This is a genomic window from Luteimicrobium xylanilyticum (assembly GCF_009429125.1).
Lineage (GTDB): Bacteria > Actinomycetota > Actinomycetes > Actinomycetales > Cellulomonadaceae > Luteimicrobium > Luteimicrobium xylanilyticum.
Map to the genome: position 1 here is coordinate 1,146,329 of NZ_CP045529.1, position 22,227 is coordinate 1,168,555.

Annotated in this window: 24 protein-coding genes; 10 read left to right on the forward strand and 14 right to left on the reverse strand. The window is 74.2% G+C overall.

The genetic code is table 11. The annotated features are described in order from the left end of the window. Nucleotides 1–31: 31 nt before the first annotated feature. A complete protein-coding gene (locus KDY119_RS04865; RefSeq protein WP_051136776.1) occupies nt 32–619 on the forward strand; it encodes a helix-turn-helix domain-containing protein in 588 nt (195 codons plus the stop codon). Nucleotides 620–702: 83 nt separating this feature from the next. Here KDY119_RS04865 and galK read toward each other — a convergent pair whose 3' ends face one another. The 4 genes from galK to KDY119_RS04885 all read right to left on the reverse strand — a co-directional run bounded on the left by galK (nt 703) and on the right by KDY119_RS04885 (nt 4,678). Beyond that, nucleotides 703–1,977: a galactokinase gene (gene galK, locus KDY119_RS04870; protein WP_036952247.1), complete on the reverse strand. Its 1,275-nt coding sequence runs from the start codon at nt 1,975–1,977 to the stop codon at nt 703–705. Then, on the reverse strand, nt 1,974–3,197 hold the full coding sequence (gene galT / locus KDY119_RS04875) for a galactose-1-phosphate uridylyltransferase (protein WP_153022009.1): 1,224 nt from the start codon (nt 3,195–3,197) through the stop codon (nt 1,974–1,976). Before galT ends, galK begins: the two co-directional genes overlap by 4 nt. Next, complete coding sequence (locus KDY119_RS04880; RefSeq protein ID WP_153022010.1) at nt 3,194–3,985, reverse strand: DeoR/GlpR family DNA-binding transcription regulator; 792 nt, start codon at nt 3,983–3,985, stop codon at nt 3,194–3,196. The genes galT and KDY119_RS04880 overlap by 4 nt, the downstream gene beginning before the upstream one ends. A 90-nt stretch (nt 3,986–4,075) precedes the next feature. Further along, the gene (locus tag KDY119_RS04885; protein ID WP_051136725.1) at nt 4,076–4,678 is read right to left on the reverse strand and encodes a TetR family transcriptional regulator; all 603 of its coding nucleotides are present in this window, start codon (nt 4,676–4,678) and stop codon (nt 4,076–4,078) included. A 69-nt stretch (nt 4,679–4,747) separates the two neighbouring features. Here KDY119_RS04885 and KDY119_RS04890 point away from each other — a divergent pair, with 69 nt between their 5' ends. Continuing rightward, on the forward strand, nt 4,748–5,137 hold the full coding sequence (locus KDY119_RS04890) for a DUF4440 domain-containing protein (RefSeq protein ID WP_036952239.1): 390 nt from the start codon (nt 4,748–4,750) through the stop codon (nt 5,135–5,137). Nucleotides 5,138–5,159: 22 nt separating this feature from the next. Here KDY119_RS04890 and KDY119_RS04895 read toward each other — a convergent pair whose 3' ends face one another. The 3 genes from KDY119_RS04895 to KDY119_RS04905 are packed head-to-tail and all read right to left on the reverse strand — an operon-like array spanning nt 5,160 to nt 8,198. After that, nucleotides 5,160–6,314, reverse strand: a complete 1,155-nt coding sequence (locus KDY119_RS04895; RefSeq protein WP_153022011.1) for a P-loop NTPase — start codon at nt 6,312–6,314, stop codon at nt 5,160–5,162. A gap of 35 nt (nt 6,315–6,349) precedes the next feature. Beyond that, nucleotides 6,350–6,871, reverse strand: coding sequence for a DUF1003 domain-containing protein (locus KDY119_RS04900; protein WP_036952236.1), 522 nt, complete (start codon nt 6,869–6,871; stop codon nt 6,350–6,352). Next, complete coding sequence (locus tag KDY119_RS04905; protein WP_051136724.1) at nt 6,864–8,198, reverse strand: magnesium transporter MgtE N-terminal domain-containing protein; 1,335 nt, start codon at nt 8,196–8,198, stop codon at nt 6,864–6,866. Before KDY119_RS04905 ends, KDY119_RS04900 begins: the two co-directional genes overlap by 8 nt. A 152-nt stretch (nt 8,199–8,350) precedes the next feature. Between KDY119_RS04905 and KDY119_RS04910 the strand changes: the two genes are divergently transcribed. Both KDY119_RS04910 and KDY119_RS04915 read left to right on the forward strand, forming a co-directional pair. Then, nucleotides 8,351–9,355, forward strand: coding sequence for an ROK family protein (locus KDY119_RS04910; protein WP_083890961.1), 1,005 nt, complete (start codon nt 8,351–8,353; stop codon nt 9,353–9,355). Between the two features lie 87 nt (nt 9,356–9,442). Beyond that, nucleotides 9,443–10,369 carry a general stress protein gene (locus KDY119_RS04915; RefSeq protein WP_153022012.1) on the forward strand — a complete coding sequence of 309 codons (927 nt, stop codon included), beginning with the start codon at nt 9,443–9,445 and terminating at the stop codon, nt 10,367–10,369. Nucleotides 10,370–10,411: 42 nt separating this feature from the next. Here KDY119_RS04915 and KDY119_RS04920 read toward each other — a convergent pair whose 3' ends face one another. Together KDY119_RS04920 and KDY119_RS04925 are read right to left on the reverse strand one after the other, a co-directional pair. Beyond that, nucleotides 10,412–12,019, reverse strand: coding sequence for an aminopeptidase P family protein (locus KDY119_RS04920; RefSeq protein WP_153022013.1), 1,608 nt, complete (start codon nt 12,017–12,019; stop codon nt 10,412–10,414). Nucleotides 12,020–12,065: 46 nt separating this feature from the next. Continuing rightward, the gene (locus KDY119_RS04925) at nt 12,066–12,872 is read right to left on the reverse strand and encodes an alpha/beta fold hydrolase (protein ID WP_227994525.1); all 807 of its coding nucleotides are present in this window, start codon (nt 12,870–12,872) and stop codon (nt 12,066–12,068) included. A gap of 115 nt (nt 12,873–12,987) precedes the next feature. On the opposite strand from KDY119_RS04925, the gene KDY119_RS04930 reads away from it, so the two are divergent. Genes KDY119_RS04930 through KDY119_RS04940 form a run of 3 tightly spaced genes read left to right on the forward strand, consistent with a single transcriptional unit; the run spans nt 12,988 to nt 15,118 of the window. After that, nucleotides 12,988–13,854, forward strand: a complete 867-nt coding sequence (locus KDY119_RS04930) for a PHP domain-containing protein (protein WP_036952228.1) — start codon at nt 12,988–12,990, stop codon at nt 13,852–13,854. A 7-nt stretch (nt 13,855–13,861) separates the two neighbouring features. Next, nucleotides 13,862–14,479 carry a MarC family protein gene (locus KDY119_RS04935; RefSeq protein WP_036952225.1) on the forward strand — a complete coding sequence of 206 codons (618 nt, stop codon included), beginning with the start codon at nt 13,862–13,864 and terminating at the stop codon, nt 14,477–14,479. A gap of 27 nt (nt 14,480–14,506) precedes the next feature. Further along, nucleotides 14,507–15,118, forward strand: coding sequence for a hypothetical protein (locus KDY119_RS04940; RefSeq protein ID WP_036952222.1), 612 nt, complete (start codon nt 14,507–14,509; stop codon nt 15,116–15,118). Nucleotides 15,119–15,124: 6 nt separating this feature from the next. Here KDY119_RS04940 and KDY119_RS04945 read toward each other — a convergent pair whose 3' ends face one another. After that, nucleotides 15,125–15,445, reverse strand: coding sequence for a DUF3467 domain-containing protein (locus KDY119_RS04945; RefSeq protein WP_345295846.1), 321 nt, complete (start codon nt 15,443–15,445; stop codon nt 15,125–15,127). Nucleotides 15,446–15,575: 130 nt separating this feature from the next. On the opposite strand from KDY119_RS04945, the gene KDY119_RS04950 reads away from it, so the two are divergent. Beyond that, complete coding sequence (locus KDY119_RS04950) at nt 15,576–16,223, forward strand: GTP pyrophosphokinase (RefSeq protein ID WP_407657423.1); 648 nt, start codon at nt 15,576–15,578, stop codon at nt 16,221–16,223. 156 nt (nt 16,224–16,379) lie between these two features. Here KDY119_RS04950 and KDY119_RS04955 read toward each other — a convergent pair whose 3' ends face one another. Further along, on the reverse strand, nt 16,380–17,726 hold the full coding sequence (locus tag KDY119_RS04955; protein WP_036952218.1) for a uracil-xanthine permease family protein: 1,347 nt from the start codon (nt 17,724–17,726) through the stop codon (nt 16,380–16,382). Between the two features lie 162 nt (nt 17,727–17,888). Beyond that, a complete protein-coding gene (locus KDY119_RS04960; protein WP_153022015.1) occupies nt 17,889–19,577 on the reverse strand; it encodes a DEAD/DEAH box helicase in 1,689 nt (562 codons plus the stop codon). Nucleotides 19,578–19,875: 298 nt separating this feature from the next. Between KDY119_RS04960 and KDY119_RS04965 the strand changes: the two genes are divergently transcribed. Further along, nucleotides 19,876–20,619, forward strand: a complete 744-nt coding sequence (locus KDY119_RS04965; protein WP_153022016.1) for a ferritin-like fold-containing protein — start codon at nt 19,876–19,878, stop codon at nt 20,617–20,619. A gap of 12 nt (nt 20,620–20,631) precedes the next feature. Here KDY119_RS04965 and KDY119_RS04970 read toward each other — a convergent pair whose 3' ends face one another. Both KDY119_RS04970 and KDY119_RS19050 read right to left on the reverse strand, forming a co-directional pair. Further along, nucleotides 20,632–20,856: a DUF3107 domain-containing protein gene (locus KDY119_RS04970; protein WP_036952216.1), complete on the reverse strand. Its 225-nt coding sequence runs from the start codon at nt 20,854–20,856 to the stop codon at nt 20,632–20,634. Between the two features lie 140 nt (nt 20,857–20,996). Then, nucleotides 20,997–21,677, reverse strand: coding sequence for a TetR/AcrR family transcriptional regulator (locus tag KDY119_RS19050; protein WP_036952215.1), 681 nt, complete (start codon nt 21,675–21,677; stop codon nt 20,997–20,999). A gap of 183 nt (nt 21,678–21,860) precedes the next feature. Here KDY119_RS19050 and KDY119_RS04980 point away from each other — a divergent pair, with 183 nt between their 5' ends. Further along, complete coding sequence (locus tag KDY119_RS04980) at nt 21,861–22,205, forward strand: hypothetical protein (RefSeq protein WP_153022017.1); 345 nt, start codon at nt 21,861–21,863, stop codon at nt 22,203–22,205. The last annotated feature ends 22 nt before the right edge of the window (nt 22,206–22,227 follow it).

A 22,227-nucleotide genomic window follows, 5' to 3' on the forward strand; every position in this document is an offset into this window, starting at 1 on the left:
TTGGGAAAAGTCAATCGGTAGGATGGAGAGCATGACGACGGCGGCATGGAAAGCGCTCGGGCTCGGTCCCGTCCCGGAGCCCGACCCGGACCCCGACGCCGACGCGCGCGCCCTCGCCTCGGCACTGCGCCTACGCATCCTGCGGCTGTGCCTCGACGAGCCGCGTACCAACAAGGAGATCGCGCACGCGCTGGGGCGGAACCCGGGCAGCATGCTGCACCACGTCCGCACGCTCGTCGCGCGCGGCTTCCTGGCTGCTCTGCCCGAGCGCGGCGGCCCGCGGGGGTCGCGCGAGGTCCCGTACCTCGCGACCGGGCGCTCGTGGCTCACACCGATGCCCCCGTCGCAGTACCCGGTGCTGGTCGAGGCGTTCGTCGAGGAGGTCGGCGAGGCGCCCCCCGAGTCGACTCAGCTCGTCCGTCTGGGCGTGCGCCTCGACGAGGCCGGCCGCGCCGAGCTCACCGAGCGCGTCGTGGCGCTCTTCCAGGAGTACGCCGACCGCGAGCCCGACCCCGAAGGCGAGCCCTACGCCGTCTTCTACGCGTTCTACGAGGACGCCCAGCGCCGGCGAGCGGCCGGCCCCGTCCCTCCCACCCCGTCGCCCACCCCGCCGAAGTAGTACGGCCGCCGTACTACTTCGCGAAGTATGCGGGCGGCCGTACTACTTCGTGGGAGGGCATGGGTGCCAGGCGGCGTTTGCGATCAGGACTCGCGGTGGGCCGGGCCGGAGGGCTCGGTGGTGAGGAACTGCGGTGCGGCGAAGCCGCGCTCCGCGAACGCCCGCACGACGGCCCGCGCCACGTCCTGCTCGGTGCCCGCGGGCACGATGGCGATGGCCGAGCCCCCGAACCCGCCGCCCGTCATGCGGGCCCCGACGGCGCCTGCGGCGAGCGCCGTGTCGACGGCGACGTCGAGCTCGGCGCACGAGACCTCGTAGTCGTCGCGCAGGGACCGGTGCGACGCGACGAACAGGGCGCCGAGCTCGTCGGCGTGCGCGGCAAGGCCCTCGGGGGACTCGAGGAGCGCCACGAACCGCTCGACCCGCTGGACCTCGGTGACGACGTGGCGCACCCGTCGGCGGGCGACGTCGTCGGGCAGGGCGGCGAGCGCGGCGTCGAGACCGTCCGGGGTGACGTCACGCAGCGTGGCGACGCCGAGCGTGGCCGCGGCGGCCTCGCACGTCGCGCGACGCTGGGCGTACTGACCGTCGGCGTTCTCGTGCGGCGCCCGCGTGTCGATGACGAGGAGCTCGAGCCCCGCCGCGGCGAGGTCGAACGGCACGCGCCGGGCGGACTCCTCCGCCGACAGCCCGGGCCGGAAGTCGAGCAGCAGCGCGTGCCCCTCGGCGGAGCGCAGCGCGGCGGACTGGTCGAGCCCACCGGTCGGTGCCCCGGCGACGTCGTTCTCCGCGCGCACGCACGCCTCGACGAGCCGCACGCGTCCCGCGTCGCTCGCGCCGACGCTCTCGCCCGCTGCGTCGTCGAGCGCCACCGCGACGGCGGTGCTCAGCGACGCCGACGACGACAGCCCCGACCCGAACGGGACGCACGCGTCGACCGCGGCCTCGAACGCGGGGACGGCCGGGAGGACGCCGTCGTGCGCCAGCGCCCACGCGACGCCGCCCGTGTAGGCGGGGAAGCCCTGGAGGTCGCCCGGGCCGAGCCGGTCGGTCCGGCCTTCCCAGAGGGCGCCGCCGTCGGCCTGGGCGGACGTGAGGAGGACGCGGTCGTCGTCGCGCACGGACAGTGCGACGTACGTGCGGTGGGGGAGCGCGGTGGGCAGGCAGAGGCCACCGTTGTAGTCCGTGTGCTCGCCGATGAGGTTGACACGGCCGGGCGCCGACCAGACGCCGTCGGGCTCGTGGTCGAGCTGGTCGCGGAACAGGGTGCGGGCCCGCTCGGCCCCCTCGGCGGGCGGCCACGCGGTCGCCCACTGCGGCTCGGCGGCGTCGACGCGGGTGACGGGCTGCTCGCTCACGCGAGGACCTCCTTGAGGCGGGTGGCGATGCGTTCGGGCGTGGTGTCGGAGATCCAGGCGCTGGCGCCGGACTCCGACCCGGCCAGGTACTTGAGCTTCCCGGGACCGCGGAGCACCGAGAACACCTCGAGGCGCAGGCGCCCGAGCTCCCGGCGCGGGTCGCGGGCGGGGGCCTGCGACCAGCCCGCGATGTACGGGAGGGCCACGGGGCTGCCGTCGGGTGCGACGAAGAAGCGGTCCAGCGCCGCGAGGACACGCAGGTACGCGGTGGCGAAGTCGTCGCGCTCCGCGTCGGTGAGCCCCGGCAGGTCGAGGACGTCCCGCCTCGGCGCCAGGTGCACCTCGACGGGCCAGCGCGCGGCGAACGGCACGTACGCGACCCAGTGCTCGGTCTCGAGGACGACGCGGCGGCCGTCGGCGAGCTCGGCGTCGAGGACGTCGCGCAGGAGGGAGCGGCCGGTCGCCTCGTGGTGCGCCGAGGCCTGCGTGAGCAGCTGCTCGGTGCGCGGCGTCAGGTACGGGTAGGCGTAGACCTGGCCGTGCGGGTGGGTCAGCGTGACGCCGATCTCGCGGCCGTGGTTCTCGAAGACGAACACCTCGCGCGTCGTCGGGAGCGAGCCCAGCGCGGCGGTGCGGTCCGCCCACGCGTCGACGATCGTGCGGACCCGGCGCTCGCCGAGCGATGCCAGCGAGGCGTCGTGGTCGCTCGAGAAGCACACGACCTCGCAGCGGCCGGCGGCCGGTGCGTCGAGCCACAGCCCGCCCGGCACCGCGGCGGGGCTCACGTCGACGACGGACTCCGGGCCGTGGTCCTCGCCCGGCACGCTGAGCAGCGACGGGAAGCGGTTCTCGAAGACGACGACGTCGTACGCGGTGTCGGGCACCTCGCCGTCGGTGTAGTCGGCGCCGGGGCGGCGCGGGCACAGCGGGCACGCGTCGTCGGGCGGGAGGAGCGTGCGGTTCATGCGGTGCGTCGCCATGGGGATCCAGTCGCCCGTCAGCGGGTCGCGGCGCATCCGGGGCCCCTGGAACGGTGCGCCGTCGACGGGGGCGAACCGGTCGGGCAGGGGGCGCGGGTCGTGGAGCTCGTGGGGCGGTCGCGGCGCGTCACCGGGCTCGAGGGCGTCGTCGAAGTAGACGAGCTCGCGCCCGTCGGCGAGGCGCGTGGCCGTGCGGGAGCCCTTGGTCCCCGTCGTCCCGGTCTGGGTCGTTGCGCTCATCGGGCCACCTCCGCCACGACGAGCCGTCCGACGAGCTCGCGGGCCTCGGCCTGGTCCGGCTCGGACAGGCCGTCGTCGGTGACGAGGACGTCGACGTCGTCCAGGGTGGCCCAGCGGGAGAGCCCGGTCGTGCGCCACTTGGTGTGGTCGGCGAGGACGACGACCTGCGCGGCGCTCGCCACGAGCGCACGGTCGGTCGCGGACTCGGCGAGGTTCGGGGTGGTGAGGCCCGCGTTCGGGCTGATGCCGTGCGCGCCGAGGAAGGCGACGTCGACGCGCAGCGTCGTGAGGGCTGCCTCGGCGAGCGGCCCGACGAGCGCGTCGGACGGGGTGCGCTCGCCGCCGATGAGGACGGTCGTGACGGTGGTGTCGCCGGTGCGGAAGAGCGTGTCCGCCACGGGGAGCGAGTTGGTGACGACGGTGAGGGGTCGCAGCCGCGGCGAGCTCGCGAGGACCCGGGCGAGCGCGTGCGTCGTCGTGCCGGCCGACAGCGCGACGGCGGAGCCGGGCTGGACGAGCTCGGCCGCAGCCCGGGCGATGGCGTCCTTCTCGGCGCCCTCGCGGTCGGCCTTGGCCTGGAACCCGGGCTCGTACGACGCGGGGTGCTGGTCGGCGGCGACGGCGCCGCCGTGCACCTTCCGCAGCAGGCCGCGGCCGGCGAGCTCGGACAGGTCGCGGCGGACCGTCATGTCGGAGACGTCGAGCTCGGTGGCGAGGTCGGTGATCCGCACCGAGCCGCGCGCGGCGAGCGCGGCGAGGATGCGGTCCTGGCGGACTGTCGCAAGCATGGACACAGTTTCCAACATGACCGCACAGAACACAACATGGCGGAGGCTGGGGACGGGCCGGCCCGGGGTCCGGTGCTCCGCGTGCTCGGCTCACGCGTCGCGCAGGACGAGGTCGAGGCTCGCCGCGAACGCGTCCTCGGCGTCGAGACGGTCCGCGTCGCGCTGGGCGACGGCCCGGCGGATCGACGGGTACGGGGCGAGCGCCGCGGCCATCTCCTCGGCGCTCAGCGCCGGCGGCTGCTGCTCCTCGATCACGTGGCCGAAGGTGAGGTGCAGGGCGGTGAAGACGATCGTGCTGCTCGACCGGACGTCGCGCCCGGTCGCGAGCGCGCCGGTCAGCGCCGCCTCGGAGATCCGGGCGAGCGTGGGCGCGTGGTCGAGCCGGGCGCCCGTGACGAGGCGGGCACCGTCCGGGTAGGCGAGCATCGCGCGGCGCAGCCGCAGCAGCACCTCGCGGAACCAGGGCCCCCAGGGCTGCTCGGGTGCGAGCGGCTCGTCGCCGAACTCCTCGCGCAGGACGGCGTCCGCGAGGGCGCCGAGCAGCGCCTCCTTGTTCGTGAAGCGCCAGTAGATCGAGGGTGCCGTCACGCTCAGGGCCTGCTGCAGCCGTCGGAACGTGACCGCCTGCAGGCCCTCGGCCCGCAGCAGCTCGCGCGCGGCGTCGACGACGGCGCTGCTGGTCAGGGTCGGCACCCCTTCACGGTACGCCGACGAGCGCCCGCCCTATAGCACCGCTACATATAACGCTGTTACATTGCGGTCATGGACGACGAGCTGATCACGCAGATGAAGCGGTACTTCGAGGCCGGCCTGCGCATGGACCTCGACGAGCTGGCCCGGGTCTACGCGCCCGAGTACGTGGGCGTCCGCGTCGACCTCGACGGGCGCTCGCTCGAGATCCCGCGCGACGGCCTCCTCGCGCAGCTCCGGAAGATCGCGTCCGCCGGCCACGCGATGCCCCCGGTCGACGACGTCGAGTACCTGGCCGCGGTGCGCTACGGCGACCACGGCTCCGTGGCGCTGCGCCGCGTCAAGGACGGCAGGCCTCTGCTCTACGAGTTCGTCTGGCGCCTCGCCGACGGCGAGTGGCGGATGGTGCACGAGTTCACGGTCGAGACGGACCTGTCCGCGCTCATCGCCGCGGTGCGCTGAGCCCGACGGCGCACACGGCGAGTCAGACGGGCGACAGCCCCAGCGACCGGCCGGCCAGCCCGCGGGGACGGGCGGTGAGCGAGCGGGCGACGTCGCGCAGCGCGACGGCGGCAGGTGACTCCGGCTCCGCGACGACGACCGGCACGCCACCGTCGCCGCCTTCGCGCAGCCGCACGTCGAGGGGGATCCGGCCGAGCACGGGCACGTCGTGCCCCAGCGTCTCCGCGAGCCCGGCGGAGACGGCGTCACCGCCGCCCGACCCGAACAGCTCGAGCCGCGTCCCGTCCGGCTGGTCCAGCCACGCCATGTTCTCCACGACGCCGACGACGTCCTGCTCCGTCTGCGCCGCGACCAGCCCCGCGCGCTCGGCGACCTCCGCGGCCGCGAGCTGCGGCGTCGTCACGACGACGATCTGCGAGCCGGGCAACAGCTGCGCGACCGAGATCGCGACGTCGCCGGTCCCGGGCGGCAGGTCGAGCAGGAGCACGTCGAGGTCGCCCCAGAACACGTCGGACAGGAACTGCTCGACGGCGCGGTGCAGCATCGGCCCCCGCCACACCACGGCCTTGCCCTGCGGTGCGAACATCCCGATCGACACGACCTTGACCTCGTGCGCGATCGGCGGGAGGAGCATGTCGTCCACGCGCGTCGGCTTGGTCGTGACCCCGAGCATGCGGGGGATCGAGAAGCCGTGGATGTCGGCGTCGAGCACGCCGACGCGCAGCCCGTCCGCCGCCATCGCGGCCGCGAGGTTCGCGGTGACCGACGACTTGCCGACCCCGCCCTTGCCCGACGCGACCGCGAACACCTTGGTCAGCGAGCCGGGCTCGGCGAACGGGATCCGGGGCGCCCCGTCGCCACCGCGCAGCTGGGCGCGCAGGGCCTGGCGCTGCTCGGCGTCCATCGCGCCGAGCTCGACGCTGACGTCACCCACGCCCTCGACCGTGAGGGCCGCGGCGGTGACGTCGCGCACCAGCGTGCTGCGCAGCGGGCACGCGGGCGTGGTCAGGTCCACGCCGACGACGGCGCGCGCCCTCCCGTCGGGTGCCTCGCCCGGCTGCACCTCGACCGAGCGGACCATGCCGAGGTCGACGATGGGGCGCCGGATCTCGGGGTCGATGACCGCGCGCAGGGCGGTGCGGACGGCATCGAGGAGCGGGGGAGCGGAGTCGGGCACGACTCCATCGTACGGAGCGCGGGGGTGGCGCGACCTCAGCCCGCGCCCCTCGCGGGAGCCTCGCCGGCGTCGGGCTCGTCGCGTGCCGAGAGCTCCTCGAGGAGGTTGCGCAGCTCGCCGCGGACGAAGTCGCGGGTCGCGGTCTCGCCGAGCGCGAGACGCAGCGCCGCCATCTCGCGCGCCAGGTACTCGGTGTCGGCGAGGTTGCGGGCGGCCTGCTGCCGGTCCTGCTCCGAGCTCACGCGGTCGCGGTCGGTCTGCCGGTTCTGCGCGAGCAGGATGAGGGGGGCCGCGTACGACGCCTGGAGCGACAGCACGAGCGTGAGCGCCGTGAACCCGTTGGACGCCGAGTCGAAGTGCAGGTTCTCCGGCCCCCACACGTTCCACGCGAGCCACACGGCGCAGAACACCGTGAGGTAGACGATGAAGCGCGGCGTCCCCAGGAAGCGTGCGATGCCCTCGCTGACCCGGCCGACGGCGTCGTCCTCGACCTCGAACCGGGGAAGGAGGCCGCGCCGCTGCTCCTTGGGCAGGTCGAGGCGGGGCCGTTCAGCCACGGGTCGCCCCCTGGGCGGGAGATGCCGGGCGGGACTGCTGCGCGGCGACGCCCGGCGGGGTGCCCGGGCCCGCGTCCTCCTCGTCGTCGGTCTCGCGCCAGTCCTCGGGGAGCATGTGGTCGAGGACGTCGTCGACGCTGACTGCGCCCACGAGGCGCTTCTCGGGGTCGACGACGGGCACGGCGAGCAGGTTGTACGTGGCGAGCACGCGCGTGACGCGCGCGAGCGACGCGTCCGGCCCGACGGGCTCGATGTCCGTGTCGAGGATCGACCCGATCGACTGGTGCGGCGGCTCGCGGAGCATTGCCTGGATGTGGACGACGCCGAGGAAGCGTCCGGTCGGCGTCTCGATCGGCGAGCGCACGACGAAGACCATCGACGCGAGCGCGGGCGGGACGTCCTTCCGGCGCACGTGCGCGAGCGCGAGCGCGATCGGGGTCTCGGGCCCGAGGATGACGGGCTCGGTGGTCATGAGGCCGCCCGCGGTGTCGTCCTCGTACGCGAGGAGCCGCCGGACGTCCTTCGCCTCCTCCGGCTCCATCAGCTCGAGCAGCTCGGCCTGCTGGTCGTCGGGCAGCTCGCCGAGGAGGTCGGCCGCGTCGTCGGGCTGCATGGCCTCGAGGACGTCGGCCGCGCGGTCCGTCTCCAGGCTCTGGAGGATGGCGACCTGGTCGTCCTCGGGAAGCTCCTCGAGGACGTCGGCCAGGCGCTCGTTGTCGAGCGCGGTCGCGACCTCGAGGCGGCGGGTGTCGCCCATGTCGTGCAGGACGTCCGCGAGGTCCGCGGCCTTGAGCTCGTCGTAGGCGGCGAGCAGGAGGGTCGCCGCCTGGGCGGACCCGCTGCCCGCCAGCCCGGTGACCGCGTCGACGTCGACCACCTGGGTCTCCCCGCGTCTGCGGATGCCGAGGGCGCTGCGGTGGGTGGCCGTCCGACGCACGAACAGCTTGTCGACCTCCCAGTCGCCGCTGCGCTGCTGCTCGATCGACAGGTCCTCGACCGTCGCGTCGCCCGACCCGTCGACGAGCTGGACGCGCCGGTCCAGGAGCTCCCCGATCGCGAGGGTCTCGTGCGGGCGCTGCTCGAACCGGCGCATGTTGACCAGGCCCGTGGAGATGACCTGCCCGGCGTCGATGCTCGTGACGCGGGTGAGCGGCAGGAAGACGCGCCGCCGGCCCGGCACCTCGACCACGAGACCGACCGCACGCGGGGCACGACGGTCGCGCAGGAGGATGACGACGTCGCGGACCCGGCCCACCTGGTCGCCGTTCGGATCGAACACGGCGGTCCCGGCGAGCCGCGCGACGTAGACCCTGGTGGCGGCGCTCACGCCCTCAGCCTAGGGGCGCGCCCTGGCTCGCGGCGGCCGGGCGCGCACGGCGGAGCCCGAAACACGCCTGTAACCTGAGACCCGGTTCGCAGCGCCGGGAACCGTCGAGCCCTGCTCCTTCCCGATCCCTGCCCACCCCCGGACGGTCCACCGTGTCCCACGTCTCTGCCGACGCCCCTGCCGACGACGCCGCGCCCCGTTCGCACGCCCACCGTGCCACCGAGCCGGTCGTCCTGGCGCTGGACGTGGGCGGGACGTCCGTCAAGGGTGCAGTCGTGGACGCCGCCGGGATCGCCGCCCGGCGCACCGCGCCGACGGGCGGGGGGCCCGCCGACCCCGACGGCGCCACGGCCGCGGTCCTCGGAGTCGTCCGTGAGCTGTGGGCCGCGGTGCCCGCCGAGCAGCACGTCGCGGCGGTCGGCATCGTGACGCCGGGCCTCGTCGACGAGGAGGCTGGCGTCGTCGTCGGGGCCGAGAACCTCGGGTGGCGCGACCTCCCGCTGCGCGCGCTCGTCGAGGAGACGACGGGGGTCCCGGTCGGGTTCGGGCACGACGCGCGGGCTGCGGGGCTCGCCGAGTGGCGTCTCGGTGCCGGTCAGGGAGCCGGCGACCACGCGTTCCTCTCGGTCGGGACGGGGATCGCGGCGGCGCTCGTCCTCGGTGGTCGCGTCTACGCGGGCGGCGGCTGGGCCGGCGAGATCGGGCACGGCGGCGCGACCGCGGGCGACCTGTGCGCGTGCGGCGGTCGGGGCTGCGTCGAGACCTACGCGTCCGCCGCGGGCATCGCCCGCCAGTACGCGGCGCGCACCGGCACCGTGCCCGACGGCGCCCGCGACGTCCTCGAGCGCGCCCAGGCCGGGGACGCGGTCGCCCTCGAGGTCTGGCAGCACGGCGTCGACGGACTTGCCGACCTCGTGTCCGGGCTGGTCCGCACGCTCGGGCTGCGCACCGTCGTCGTCGGCGGGGGCCTCGTGCTGGCGGGCGACGCCCTGCTCGAGCCCCTGGACCGGGCGGTCCGCGCTCGTCTCACGGTGCACCCGGCTCCCGAGCTCCGGACCGCCCGGCTCGGCGCCGAGGCCGGGACGTACGGCGCCGCGCTGCTCGCGTGGCAGGCCTCCGGGCGGTCGGTCTCGTCAGACCTCGGCCTCGCGGTCTAGCGCGTCGCGGCCGACCGGGGCGCCGCGGGGACGCCGTGGGCTGCTCGCGCTCGGCACTCGGGCCCGACTTGGGACAGACTGGGTGCCATGTCCATGCCGCGCGCGAACGCCGTGCCCCGCGTCCCGACCCCGCCGACGGGCGTCGAGATCGCCCGCTACCCCACGTACCTCGAGGCGCAGAAGGCCGTCGACTTCCTGTCCGACAAGCACTTCGCCGTCGAGAACGTCACGATCGTGGGCGAGGGGCTGCAGGCCGTCGAACGGATCACCGGCCGCCTGACGTACTCGCGCGTCGCGATCGCGGGCCTCGCGTCGGGCGCATGGTTCGGCCTGTTCGTCGGTCTGCTGCTGTCGCTGTTCGAAGGCGGGAGCGCGGCGATCATCGTCGCCGCGATCGGCATCGGCGCCGCGTTCGGGGTGCTGTTCGGGCTGATCTCCTACGCCCTGACGGGCAACCAGCGCGACTTCACGTCGCAGTCGCAGATCGTCGCGACCTCGTACGCGATCCTGTGCGTCGCCGACCGTGCGGGCGAGGCCCGGCAGGTCCTCAGCGAGCTCGGGCTCGGGCAGCCGGGCGCCGCGCGGCCCGCAGCTCCGGCCGCACCCCACGCCGCTCAGCCCCCGACCACGCCGGGCGCGTCCGGCTGGACCGTCCCGCCGACGCCCGCTCCGGGTGCGCCGGGCCAGCAGCAGCCCGCGCAACCGGCCCCGGCCGCCCCGGCGGCACCCGTCTCGCCGCGGTTCCAGACGCCGTCGGGCGAGCCGAGGTACGGTCGCCGGCTCGAGGACGTCGCCCCGCCCACGGCGCCCCAGGCCCCGCAACCGGCGACTCCGGCGCAGCCTGAACCGGCCGCACCGGCCCAGCCCGCGCCGCAGTCGCCGGCCGGACCCGCCGCTCCCGAGGCGTCCGACGGCGCGACCCCGCAGGGCCAGCCCCCGGCTCCCGCCCGGCCCGAGCCCGAGGCGGGCTCGGAGCGCGAGGAGGGGACGTCGTCGGACGACCCCACGAAGTAGTACGGCCGCCGTACTACTTCGTGAGGTATGCGGGCGGCCGTACTACTTCGTGAGGTGGGCCGGTCGGCGGAGACCGGCCATCCACGCCTCGACGTCGTCGGGGCGGCGGGGGAGTGCGGCGGACAGGTTCTCGTTGCCGTCGGCGGTGACGAGGACGTCGTCCTCGATGCGCACCCCGATGCCGCGGTACTCCTCGGGGACGGTCAGGTCGTCGGCCTTGAAGTACAGGCCCGGCTCGATCGTGAACACCATGCCCGGCTCGAGCACCCCGTCGAGGTACAGCTCGCGGCGCGCCTGCGCGCAGTCGTGCACGTCGATGCCCAGGTGGTGGCTGGTCCCGTGGACCATCCAGCGCCGGTGGTACTGGCCCTCGGGGGCGAGCGACTCGGCGGCGCTCACGCCGTCGGGCAGGAGGCCCCACTCCTCGAGACGCGCCGCGATGACGTCCATCGCGGCGGCGTGCACGTCGCGGAACCTCGCGCCCGGGACGGCGACGGCGAACGCGGCGTCGGCTGCGTCGAGCACGGCCTGGTAGACGCGGCGCTGGACCTCGGTGAACGTGCCGTCGACGGGCAGGGTCCGGGTGACGTCGGCCGTGTAGAGGGACTCGACCTCGACGCCCGCGTCGAGCAGGAGGAGGTCGCCCTCGCGGACGACGCCGTCGTTGGTGATCCAGTGCAGCGTCGTCGCGTGCTCGCCCGATGCCGCGATCGTCTCGTAGCCGACCGCGTTGCCGGCGAGGCGCGCGTGCGCGTCGAACGTCGTCTCGACGACGCGCTCGCCGCGCGGGTGCGCGGCCGCGGCGGACAGCTCGCGCACGACCTGCTCGAACCCGTCGATCGTGGCGTCGACGGCGTCGCGCATCTGCTGGACCTCGTACTCGTCCTTGACGAGGCGCAGCTCGGACACGGCCTCGACGAGCGCGTCGTCGGTGTGCTGCTCGGTCTTCGCGGCGGCCTCCTCCACGACACTCTCGGACGCGCGGACCTCGTCCACGAGGTCCTCCACGGCCTCGTCGGCGTCCGTCACGACGAGCACCTGCACGCCCCCCGTCCCGACGTCCTTGGCGAGCGCGTCCCGGAGCCCGTCCACGTGCTCGGCCCGGATGCCCGTGAGCTCCGCGACGTCGTCGAGGCTCGGCCGGGCGCCCACCCAGAACTCGCCGTAGCGGGAGTCGGCGTAGAACTCCTCGGTGTCGCGGCCGGCGAGCGGCCGGACGTACAGGACGGCCTCGTGGCCCTCGGTCGTGCCGTCCGCGCCGTCGGTCTCGGTGACCGGGTGCAGGACGAGCACCGAGTCGGGCTCGAGCTCCGTGCCCGTGCCCGTGAGGTGCGCGAACGCGGAGTGCGCACGGAACCGGTAGTCGGTGTCGTTCGAGCGCGTCCTGAGCCCGCCTGCGGGGACCACGAGCCGCACGCCGGGGAACCGTGCGGACAGGCGGGCGCGGCGCACCGCGGCGTAGTCGGCGGCCGCGGAACGCGCGGTGCCCGTCGCTGCCCGGGGGCCCCAGCCGCTCGTGATGAAGGACCGGAACGCCTCCGACTGCGGTCGCTGCGACCGGTTCTCGTTCCGTGACTCGACGGACTGCTCGTCCGCGGGCGCACCCGTCTCGGAGGTCGGGGGGTTCTCGGAAGCGGGGGAGGTCGTCATGCCTCCAGTCTCGCACCGCGGCCGGCGCGGTCCGGGCGGTGCGAGGTCAGGCGCGCGCGCGGCCGAACGCCGCGAGCGCATCGAGGACGGCCTCGTTGAACGCCGCGGGTGCCTCGAGGCTGACGTCGTGCCCGGCGCCGGGGACCACGACGAGGCGCGTGCCGGGGACGGCGCGCAGGTGCCGGCGCTCGTGCATGCGGAGCTGGTCGCGCGAGCCGTTCACGAGCCAGACGGGCACGCCGCCGCCGCGCAGGTTCTGCACGGACGAGCGCTCGGCGAGGTGCGCGAGCGCGTCGGCGACGAGGTCCCAGCCGGGCGTGAAGACGGCGGGGGCCGCCGGGAGCCGACGGCGCACGGAGGTCCGGGTGCGGCCGAGGAGCTCGCGCATCGTGCGTCCGGCGGCGAGCGAGCCGCGCAGCGCCCCGGTGAAGGTCCGCAGCGGCAGGCCGCGGGTGTCGGTGCTGCACGACGCGGCGACCACCCCCGCGAGAGGCGCGCCGGGGCGGTCGCGACGGTCGGACGCGTACGCGAGCGAGGTGTACCCGCCGAGCGAGAGACCGACGAGCGCCAGCGGCGTCCGCGGGTCGTCGGCGGCGAGCTCGTGTGCGGCCTCGTCGATGGCCTCGTAGGCCCCCTCGAGGGTGAACTTCTCCGCGCGGCGCACGCCGTGCCCGGGCAGGTCGATCGCGGCGGCCCGGTACCCGGCGTCGTGCATGGCGACGAGCTGCTCGTCCCAGATCGCTCCTGAGGTCCGCATCCCGTGGACGAAGACGACGGACGGCCGGACGGCGGGCTGCGGTGCGGCGTCGTCGCCGGGGCGGAGGGTGGTGCTCGGGTCCAACAGGGGCCTCACGATCTCGGGGGTGCTCCATGGTGGCACCACAGCCTGGACGGTCGTCTCCTCGTGTGGGGGAGGAGCGCGGAGCAGTTGGGGACGTCCTGTGCACGCCGGCCGATACCCTGGGGCGGTGCTCATCGACCTCCACACGCACTCGACGGCGTCCGACGGCACGGACGCCCCGGGGCAGGTGGTGGCCGACGCCGCGGCGGCCGGCCTCGACGTCGTCGCACTGACGGACCACGACACCGTCGCCGGCTGGCCCGACGCGGCAGCGGCGGCGCGTGCGAACCGCATCGCGCTCGTGCGCGGCGCGGAGCTGTCCGCGCAGGCGGTCTTCGAGGCGGAGGGTCGCGAGCGGCACGTCTCGGTGCACATCCTCAGCTACCTCCACGACCCGGCCGATGCCCCGCTCGCCCAGGAGTGCGAGCGGGTTCGGACGGCGCGGCTCGACCGGGCCCGGCGCATGGTCGACCTGCTCGCGCGCGACTACCCGGTCGACTGGGACGAGATCGCGGCCCACACCGAGCCGGGTGCGACGGTGGGGCGGCCCCACCTGGCCGACGCGCTCGTGCGCCTCGGCGTCGTGCCGGACCGGTCGGCCGCGTTCGAGACCGTCCTGCACGCGGGCAGCCCCTACTACGTGCCGCACTACGCGCCGCGCGCCGTCGACACGGTGCGCCGGGTGCGCGAGGCGGGCGGGGTGCCGGTGTTCGCGCACCCCGCGGCGTCGGTGCGGGGACGCACCGTGCCCGACGACGTGATCGAGGAGCTCGCGGACGCGGGCCTCGCGGGCCTCGAGGCCCACCATCGTGACCACACCCCGGACCAGGTCGACCACCTGGTGGGGCTCGCCGCCCGGCTCGGTCTGCTCGTGACCGGGTCGAGCGACTACCACGGGGCCGGTAAACCGAACCGGCTCGCGGAGAACACCACGGCACCAGAAGTGCTGGAGAGGATCGAGGACATGGGGACGCTCGCCGTGATCAGGTCGTGAGCAGCTGATGGACGCGGTGCTCGACCCGCGCCTGTTCGTCGGGGTGTTCGTGACGCTGTTCGTGATCATGGACCCGCCGGGGACGGTGCCGATCTTCCTGGCGCTGACCAGCTCGATGACCTCGAAGCAGCGCAAGGCGGCGGCTCTGACCGCCGTGTTCGTCGCGCTCGGCGTGATCGTCGTGTTCGCGCTGTTCGGCCAGTCGATCCTCAACTACCTGCACGTCTCGCTGCCTGCGCTCCAGGCGTCAGGCGGCCTGCTGCTGCTGCTCATCGCGATGGAGCTGCTCACCGGCAAGGCCGAGGACCCGGAGCCGAACGCGCGTGGCGGCAACGTGGCGCTCGTGCCCCTCGGTACCCCGTTGCTCGCCGGGCCGGGGGCGATCGTCTCGATCATGGTGTTCGTCCAGAACGCCGACGGCGCAGCCGACTACGTCGCGATCTTCGCCGGGCTCGTGGCCGTGTGCGTGTGCCTCTGGCTGGCCATGCGGTTCGCGAACGTCATCCACCGCGTGCTCGGCGAGTCGGGCACGACCCTCGTCACGCGTATCGCCGGTCTGCTCCTGGCCGCGATCGCCGTCCAGATGATCGCGGACGCGGTGACCGCGTTCGTCAAGGCGGCCTGACGGCCCCCGACCTGTGAGGACCTGCCCGTGCACCCCTCTGCCACCACGTCGACGTCCGGCGACGCGCCGCTCGACGCGATCGCCGCGATCGCCACGCTGCTCCTCGCGCTCGGCCTCGTCGTCCCGTCGCTACACTCCGCCGCCCGACGACGACGCACGGGGGACGACGCGCGCGGCGGCGGTCCGGCGGTGGTAGCTGCGGGCGTGGGCGTGCTCGTCGGGGCGGCGGCGCTCGTGGCCTACGAGCTGGGGGCGGGCGTCGACTGGTCGGACGCGCTCCTGGCCCTGCCGATGATCAGCGTGCTGCTGTTCGTCGGGGTGATCGCCGCCGGTCTCGCGGTCCAGGCGCGTCGGGGCGTGCTCGGCATGCTCGCCGCGTTCCTCGCGCTCGCGGGGAACTTCGTCCTCGTGTCGACGATCATGTCCGCGCTCATGGGCTCGGTGTTCGGCGAGTACCCGGGGGCGCCGAGCTGCACGGCGGCGACGTGCGCGTGGGGGGCGGCCCGTGGGTGGGGCGGGATCTGGACCGGGGTTGCGCTGCTGGCGCTGTGCTGGCTCGTCGGGAGGCTCACCCGGCGGGCGCGCCCGGACCACGAGGCGCCCGACCGGGTTGCCGTGCGGGAGCTTCGGCAGGGCTGATCCCCGTCAGGCCCCGGCCGGACCGGGGGCGCTCCCCTCCGCGCGTCTGCCGGTCTCGCGCTCCCACGCGTCGAGCTGGGTCGTGAGCGCCTTGGCGAGCTCGAAGACCTGCTCGGGCGGGATCCGGACCCGCGTGACGACCCGTCCCGAGACGAGGGGGTGCGCCTCGCCGGTCGCCTCGTCGACGTTCGGCTGCGGCGGGTGCTTGAGCGCGACGAAGTCGATGACGAACGTCGACGGCGTGTGCCACAGCGACGCGAAGTCGGCGGGGACCCCCACCTCCACGTCGTCGGGGACGTCGATCTGGAGCTGCTGGGTCTCGGGCACGATGCTTCTCCTCGGGCGGACGGGGCCTGTGGTGCCGGCGGCGGGCGACGACGGCGTTCCCTCAGCCTCGCAGGTCTCCGCGGTGTCGCGCTCAGGGAGCGCTCAGGTTGACCCGCGTACCGTAAGGAACGTGAGTCAGCACCCGACCGATCGCGCACCGTCACTGAGCCCGTCCACGGCCAAGGATGTCCGTCGCCTCATGATGACGTACAAGTTCGGCATAGACGAGGTGATGACCAAGGTCGGAGTGCTCCGCGACGAGCTCAAGCACTTCCACGACGACAACCCCATCGAGCACGTCGGCTCACGCCTCAAGTCCGTCGACTCGATCGTCGCCAAGGCGCGCCGCAAGGGCATCGCCCTCACGCCCGACGCCATCCGCGCCCAGATGCTCGACATCGCCGGAGTGCGGATCACCTGCAGCTTCGTCACGGACATCTACCGCGTCCGCGACATGCTCGTGGCCCAGCGGGACCTGGAGGTCATCGAGGAGCGCGACTACATCGCCCACCCCAAGCCCAACGGGTACCAGAGCCTGCACCTCATCGTGCGGGTGCCGGTGTTCCTGTCCGACCGGGTCGAGGAGGTCGTCGTCGAGATCCAGCTCCGGACCATCGCGATGGACTTCTGGGCGAGCCTCGAGCACAAGATCTACTACAAGTACGACCGCGAGGTGCCCCACCACATCACCGACGCCCTCAAGCTCGCCTCCGACGTCGCGATGACCCTCGACCAGACGATGGAGCGCATCCGGGACGAGGTCATCGCCGCGCCCTGAGGTCGCTCCGCGGGCGCCGGGCAATTCCCTGGGCGTCGGGCGGACCTCGTGGTGCGCTGGGCGGGTCCCGATGTTCGAGATCGACAGCGCCGTGCGGTTCTTCGCCCGGCATCCGGGTGTCGCGCCCGGCTTCTGACGGGCCGGGCGCCGCACGGGCTACTGGCCGGCGCCCTCGTCCGGGAGCGGCACCGAAGCCGGGCTCGCGGGCTCCTGGCCGGTCCTACGCCACCGCTCGACCCACCGCATGCCGTGGTAGATCACGAGCGCGGACGCGGCGCCGAGCGCGATGCCCGTGAACTCGAGGTTCCCGATCTTCCAGTCGAAGTTCGCGATCGCGACGACGAGCGGCACGGCGGCGCTCGCGAGGTGCACGGGGTCGGAGAAGTCGACCTTGTTCTGCACCCAGATGCGTGCGCCGAGGACGCCGATCATGCCGTAGAGCATCGTCGTGGCCCCGCCGAGGACGCCGCCCGGGATCGTCGCGATCAGCGCGCCGAACTTGGGCGACATCGACAGCACGAAGGCCGCGGCGGCCGCGACCCAGTACGCCGCCGTCGAGTAGACGCGCGTGGCCGCCATGACGCCGATGTTCTCGGCGTACGTCGTGGTGCCGGAGCCGCCGCCGATGCCCGCGAGCGTGGTGGCGACACCGTCGGCGAACAGCGCGCGGCCCGTGAGCGGGTCGAGGTCCTTGCCCGTCATCGCCGCGACGGACTTCACGTGCCCGACGTTCTCGGCGATGAGCACGAGGACGACGGGAACGAACAGCCCGAGGAGCGACCACGAGAAGTGTGGCGTCGTGAACTCGGGGAACCCGAGCCACTTCGCCTTGCCGACCTCCTTGAAGTCGAGCGCGCCGAACGTGCTCCAGCCCAGGACGTTCCCGCCGAGCCACGTGACGACGTACCCGAGCACGACGCCGACCAGGATCGACAGCCGCCCGAGGATGCCCTTGAAGAGCACGGTGACGAGCAGGATCACGCCGAGGGTGATGGTCGCCGCGGAGGGCGCGAACTTGAAGTTTTTCCACGCCGCGGGCGCGAGGTTGAGGCCGATGAGCGCGACGATCGTGCCGGTGACCACGGGTGGCATGAGCGCGTTGATCCAGCCCGCACCGGCGCGGTGCACGATCGCCCCGACGACGGCCAGGACGACGCCGGTGACGAGGATCCCGCCGACCGCGAGGTTCTTCCCGCCCGACGCCGTCGCGGCGAGGATCGGCGCGATGAACGCGAAGCTCGAGCCGAGGTAGCTGGGGAGCCGGTTCCGTGTGATGACGAGGAACAGCGCGGTGCCGATGGCGGAGAAGAACAGCGTCGTCGCGGGCGAGAAGTGGGTCAGCAGCGGCACGAGGAACGTCGCGCCGAACATCGCGACGACGTGCTGCAGCCCGAGGCCGACGGTCCGCGGCCACGTGAGGCGCTCGTCGGGTGCGACGACCTGCCCGGGCGTCACGTGGCGCCCGTCGCCGTGCAGGCGCCAGAGAGTCGGTGTGGTGGGCATGGAGCTCCTTCGCTGGGTGCGCCGCGACGTGCCGTCGAGTCCGGACGGCGAGATTGTCGCACCTGGCGGCAGACGGCTGCGCCAGCCGCCTTCCCCCGGACGCGACGGAGCCCGGTCCGGCTCCGTGCCGGACCGGGCTCTCGTCCCTGGTGCCCCTCGAGGTCAGTCGGCCGACGGGGCGGCCGCCGCGCCGCCCTCGGCCGAACCACCCGGACGGCGCCGGCGGGTGCGGCGTCGCGTGCGCGTGCGCTCGCCGCCGTCGCCCGACGGAGCCGACGACGGCGCTCGCGTCCCGGCGTCCGGCCCGGCCGAGGCGGTGGTCGCCTTCGGCCCGGTGGAGCCGCTGCCTGCGTCGTCGCGCTGCCGCCGCTCGGACCCGCCCCGGCCGCCGCGGCCACGCGAGCCTCCGTCGCGGGATCCGGAGCCGCCGCGCGTGCCCTGCCCGCGGGGCGAACCGCCACGCTTGCCCGTCTCGCCGAGGTCCTCGAGGACCTCCGCGCCGAGACCGGCACGGACCTGCTTGTCCTTCGGGAGCCGGCCCTTGGTCCCCTCGGGGATGTTCAGGTCGGTGTACAGGTGCGGGGACGACGAGTACGTCTCCACCGGCTCCGGGATGCCGAGGTCGAGGGCGCGGTCGATGAGCCCCCAGCGGGGGATGTCGTCCCAGTCGACGAACGTGACCGCGGTGCCCTTGTGCCCCGCGCGGCCGGTGCGGCCGGTGCGGTGCAGGTACGTCTTCTCGTCCTCGGGGCACTGGTAGTTCACGACGTGCGTGACGTCGTCGACGTCGATGCCGCGGGCCGCGACGTCCGTCGCGACGAGGACGTCGACCTTGCCCGAGCGGAACGCGCGCAGCGCCTGCTCGCGCGAGCCCTGGCCGAGGTCGCCGTGGATCGCCGCGGCGGCGAAGCCCCGCTCGACGAGCTCGTCGGCGACCTTCGCGGCCGTGCGCTTGGTGCGCGCGAACACGATCGTGAGGCCACGGCCCTCCGACTGGAGGATCCGCGAGAGCATCTCGACCTTGTCGAGCGCGTGGGCGCGGTAGACGACCTGCTTGATGTTCTTGACGGTGGCGCCGCCGTCGTCGGGGTCGTTGGCGCGGATGTGCGTCGGCTGCGTCATGTACCGGCGGGCCATCGCGACGACGGCGCCCGGCATGGTCGCCGAGAACAGCATCGTGTGGCGGCGCGGCGGGGTCGCGGCGATGAGCCTCTCGACGTCGGGCAGGAAGCCCAGGTCGAGCATCTCGTCGGCCTCGTCGAGCACGACGGTCGTGGCGTGCGACAGGTCGAGGTGGCGCTGGTTCACCAGGTCGATGAGCCGGCCCGGCGTACCGACGACGACCTCGACGCCCGCGGAGAGCTGCGCGATCTGCGGCTCGTACGCGCGGCCGCCGTAGATCTGCGCGACGCGCACCGTGCGGCGGCGCGACGCCGTCGTCAGGTCGTTCGCGACCTGGACGGCGAGCTCGCGCGTCGGGACGACGACGAGCGCCTGCGGCTTGCCCGGCGCGTCCAGGCGGTCGAAGCCGTCCTCGTCGGGGGCGACCACGTGCTCGAGCAGCGGGACGCCGAAGCCCAGCGTCTTGCCCGTGCCGGTCTTGGCCTGGCCGATGATGTCGTGCCGCGAGAGCGCGACGGGCAGGGTCATCGCCTGGATGGGGAAGGGATGGACGATGCCGGCGTCGGTGAGCGCGTCCACGATCGCGGCGCGCACCTTGAAGTCGGCGAAGGTCTGGGTGGGGGCGTCGGTCGGGTTGGACGCATCGGTGGTGGCGACGTCGTCGCGCCCGGTGTTCTCGGCGCCTTCGGCGCCCGTCGGGGCGACGGGCGTGTCGGTGGTGCTGGTCACGGTTCCTCGTGTTCGTCGGGGCGCCGTCGCGCGCGGACCGGTCTCCCGCGCCGGGCTCGCGCCCGTGAGGGGCGGCCGGGGTGCGGGACGGCGTTGTCCGGGGCGACGCGTGCGCCAGGGGCCGGCAGCCGATCGTGGAGATGCGCCGCCGTCGTGGCGGGACGATCCGGACAAGGTCCGTGCCGTCGTGGTCGATGCGGACCGCGCGTCAGGACGAGCGCGGGCCAGGAAGCTAGACGACCGGGCAACCGAGGTACCCGGCCATGGTATCGGATGCGGCCCTGCCTATCCTGGACGGATGGCCGTCACGAGCTCCGCGTCCCCCGCCGACACCCCTCCGCCCGGCACCGGCGACGGTCCGGTAGACGGCGCGAGCCTCGGCGAGGTGGTCGAGCTCCTCGGGCTCGTCGCGGCCTTCGAGCTCGACGACGTCCCCCGGTTCGCCGCGGAGGCGGCCGACGCGCTCGACGTCGAAGGACGGCTCGCGTACAGCCGGCGTGCCGGGGCGTCGCTGGCCCGGTGCGAGCGCGTGCTCGCCCGGATCGAGGAGCTCGGCGCGTCGCCCGTGACCGCGATGACGCCCTTCGACGGCGCGTTCGACGACTTCGACGACCGCACCCAGGCGAGCACCTGGGAGGAAGAGGTGCTGCGCGAGTTCGTCGGGCGGTCGGTCGCCGAGGACTTCTGCCGGCTCTGCGCGCCCGCGCTCGACCCCGTCTCCCGCGACGTCGTCCTCGGCGTCATGGAGGCGAGCGTCGCCGACGAGGAAGCCGTGCAGCAGCTCGCCGAAGCGGCCGCCGCGGACCGCGTGCTCTCGGCGCGCCTCGCGCTCTGGGGACGCCGGCTCGTCGGGGAGGCGCTGCGTCTCGCGCAGGCACTGCTCACCGAGAGCGGCACGTTCGTGCACCTCCTCACGCTCGCGCGGGAGGTCGAGTCCGACCCGGCGGCGAAGGACGCCGGGTCGGACACGCACACCTGGGCGCTGCGCCAGCTCACCGAGCGGCACGCGCTGCGCATGCGTCGGCTCGGCCTGACGGCCTGAGTCGACCGGAGATCAGATGGTGCCGAAACCGACGCGGCGCGTCTCCTCGGTGCCGATCTCCACGTAGCCGAGCGACTCGGCCGGGACCAGGTACTGGCGTCCGCGCGAGTCCTTGAGCTGGAGGGTGCTCTCGTCCTTCAGGGCGGCGGCGACGGCCGAGGCCACCTCGTCGGCCGTGAGGTCCGTGTCGATGACGAGCTCGCGGGGCAGGTGCTTCACACCGATCGTGACTTCCACCACGGTTCCTTTCGATCGTCTCGCGGTGGGCCGACGGGCCTACCACCTCGGACGATCCTATGGGTGGGCGAGCGTCGGACGTCGCTCGCGGGGCCCCTGATCGCTGAGCGCTGAACGGCGACCCGCGACTCCGGTGGGGCTCAGGTCGCGGGCGCGACGAACGAGCGCAGACCCCGCCACGCGAAGGTCGACAGCAGGGTGCTGATCTCGGCGTCGTTCACGCGGCCGTGGCTGCCGCGGCCCGTGCCGTTGCGGCGTGCGGCGAGCCGCGCCTGCTCGGCGACCTCGGTCGCGGCGGACCGGGCGATCGCCGTGCACGTCCGACCGAGCACGAGCGCCTGCTCGCGGTCCATCCCGCAGCGCAGGACGAGGACGTCGGCGAACGCGTCGGCGTTGACGGCGTCGGGCCGCAGGACGCGCTCGCGGACGGCGTCGTCGCGCATGACGTCGGACTCGAACAGCAGCGCGGCGGACTGTCCGGCACCGACGGCGAACGACACGTACGCCTCGACGACGGACCGCACGACGTCGCCGCCGTCGAAGGAGACGCCCGGGTCGGCGTGCCGGGCGGGTGCCAGCGCGCCGTCGACGGCGGCGACGAGCTCGTCTCCGCGGGCGTCGACGACGGCGAGGTAGAGCTCGAGCTTGGAGGGGAAGTGGCGGTACAGGACGGGCTTCGAGACCCCGGCTTCGTCGGCGAGGTCGTCCATCGAGATGTGGTGGTAGCCGTGCGCCGCGAACAGGCGCGTGGCGATGCCGAGGAGCTGGACCCGGCGTGCGGCACGCGGGATCCGGTGGGTCAGCGTTGCGGTGGCGGGCACGACGTTCCCCCCTTCAGGCCTGGCTTGCGAGCCGGTGTTCGGATGGTAGAGGGCCGTGCCGACGTGTCCAAGAGCGTGCACACCAGGTGAGACGGCGGCGTCCTGACGTGCATGAACGTTCGTTTCATGAGAGGCGCGTCACATGGAGAGTGTGACCGCGGGGGCTGTGGGACGCTGTGGACCGTGTCCACCGGCCCCGATGACGGTCACCCGTTCGCCGCGCGGCTGCGGCTGTGCCGCGCGGCGCTCGTCCTCGCGCTCGGCTGCGTGCTGACGGCCGCGTCGTGGAGCTGGGACGTCGAGGTCGGCGGTGGCGCCTGCGGCACCGCGTTCCGCGTCCATCCCGGGAGCGGGTACGCGGTCACGGGCGGGGAGACGTCCGACGGCGCACGGCGGGTCGCGCGTGACGAGTGCCTGCAGGCGGGTGCGTGGCCGTGGCGGGCCGGCTGGGCGACGCTCGTGGCGGGCGCCGGCGGCGCGGTCGCGCTCCTCGTCGTCCCGCTCCTCGCGCGACCACGGCGGACGTGACCCGATGTGGGCGGCGCGTGGT

Bases quoted from the DNA above. Each gene is read 5' to 3' on its own strand.
- KDY119_RS04865 (WP_051136776.1), top strand. From the start codon at position 32: ATGACGACGGCGGCATGGAAAGCGCTCGGGCTCGGTCCCGTCCCGGAG.
- galT (WP_153022009.1), bottom strand. From the start codon at position 3,197: ATGAGCGCAACGACCCAGACCGGGACGACGGGGACCAAGGGCTCCCGC.
- KDY119_RS04880 (WP_153022010.1), bottom strand. From the start codon at position 3,985: ATGCTTGCGACAGTCCGCCAGGACCGCATCCTCGCCGCGCTCGCCGCG.
- KDY119_RS04890 (WP_036952239.1), top strand. From the start codon at position 4,748: ATGGACGACGAGCTGATCACGCAGATGAAGCGGTACTTCGAGGCCGGC.
- KDY119_RS04915 (WP_153022012.1), top strand. From the start codon at position 9,443: ATGTCCATGCCGCGCGCGAACGCCGTGCCCCGCGTCCCGACCCCGCCG.
- KDY119_RS04920 (WP_153022013.1), bottom strand. From the start codon at position 12,019: ATGACGACCTCCCCCGCTTCCGAGAACCCCCCGACCTCCGAGACGGGT.
- KDY119_RS04935 (WP_036952225.1), top strand. From the start codon at position 13,862: ATGGACGCGGTGCTCGACCCGCGCCTGTTCGTCGGGGTGTTCGTGACG.
- KDY119_RS04955 (WP_036952218.1), bottom strand. From the start codon at position 17,726: ATGCCCACCACACCGACTCTCTGGCGCCTGCACGGCGACGGGCGCCAC.
- KDY119_RS04965 (WP_153022016.1), top strand. From the start codon at position 19,876: ATGGCCGTCACGAGCTCCGCGTCCCCCGCCGACACCCCTCCGCCCGGC.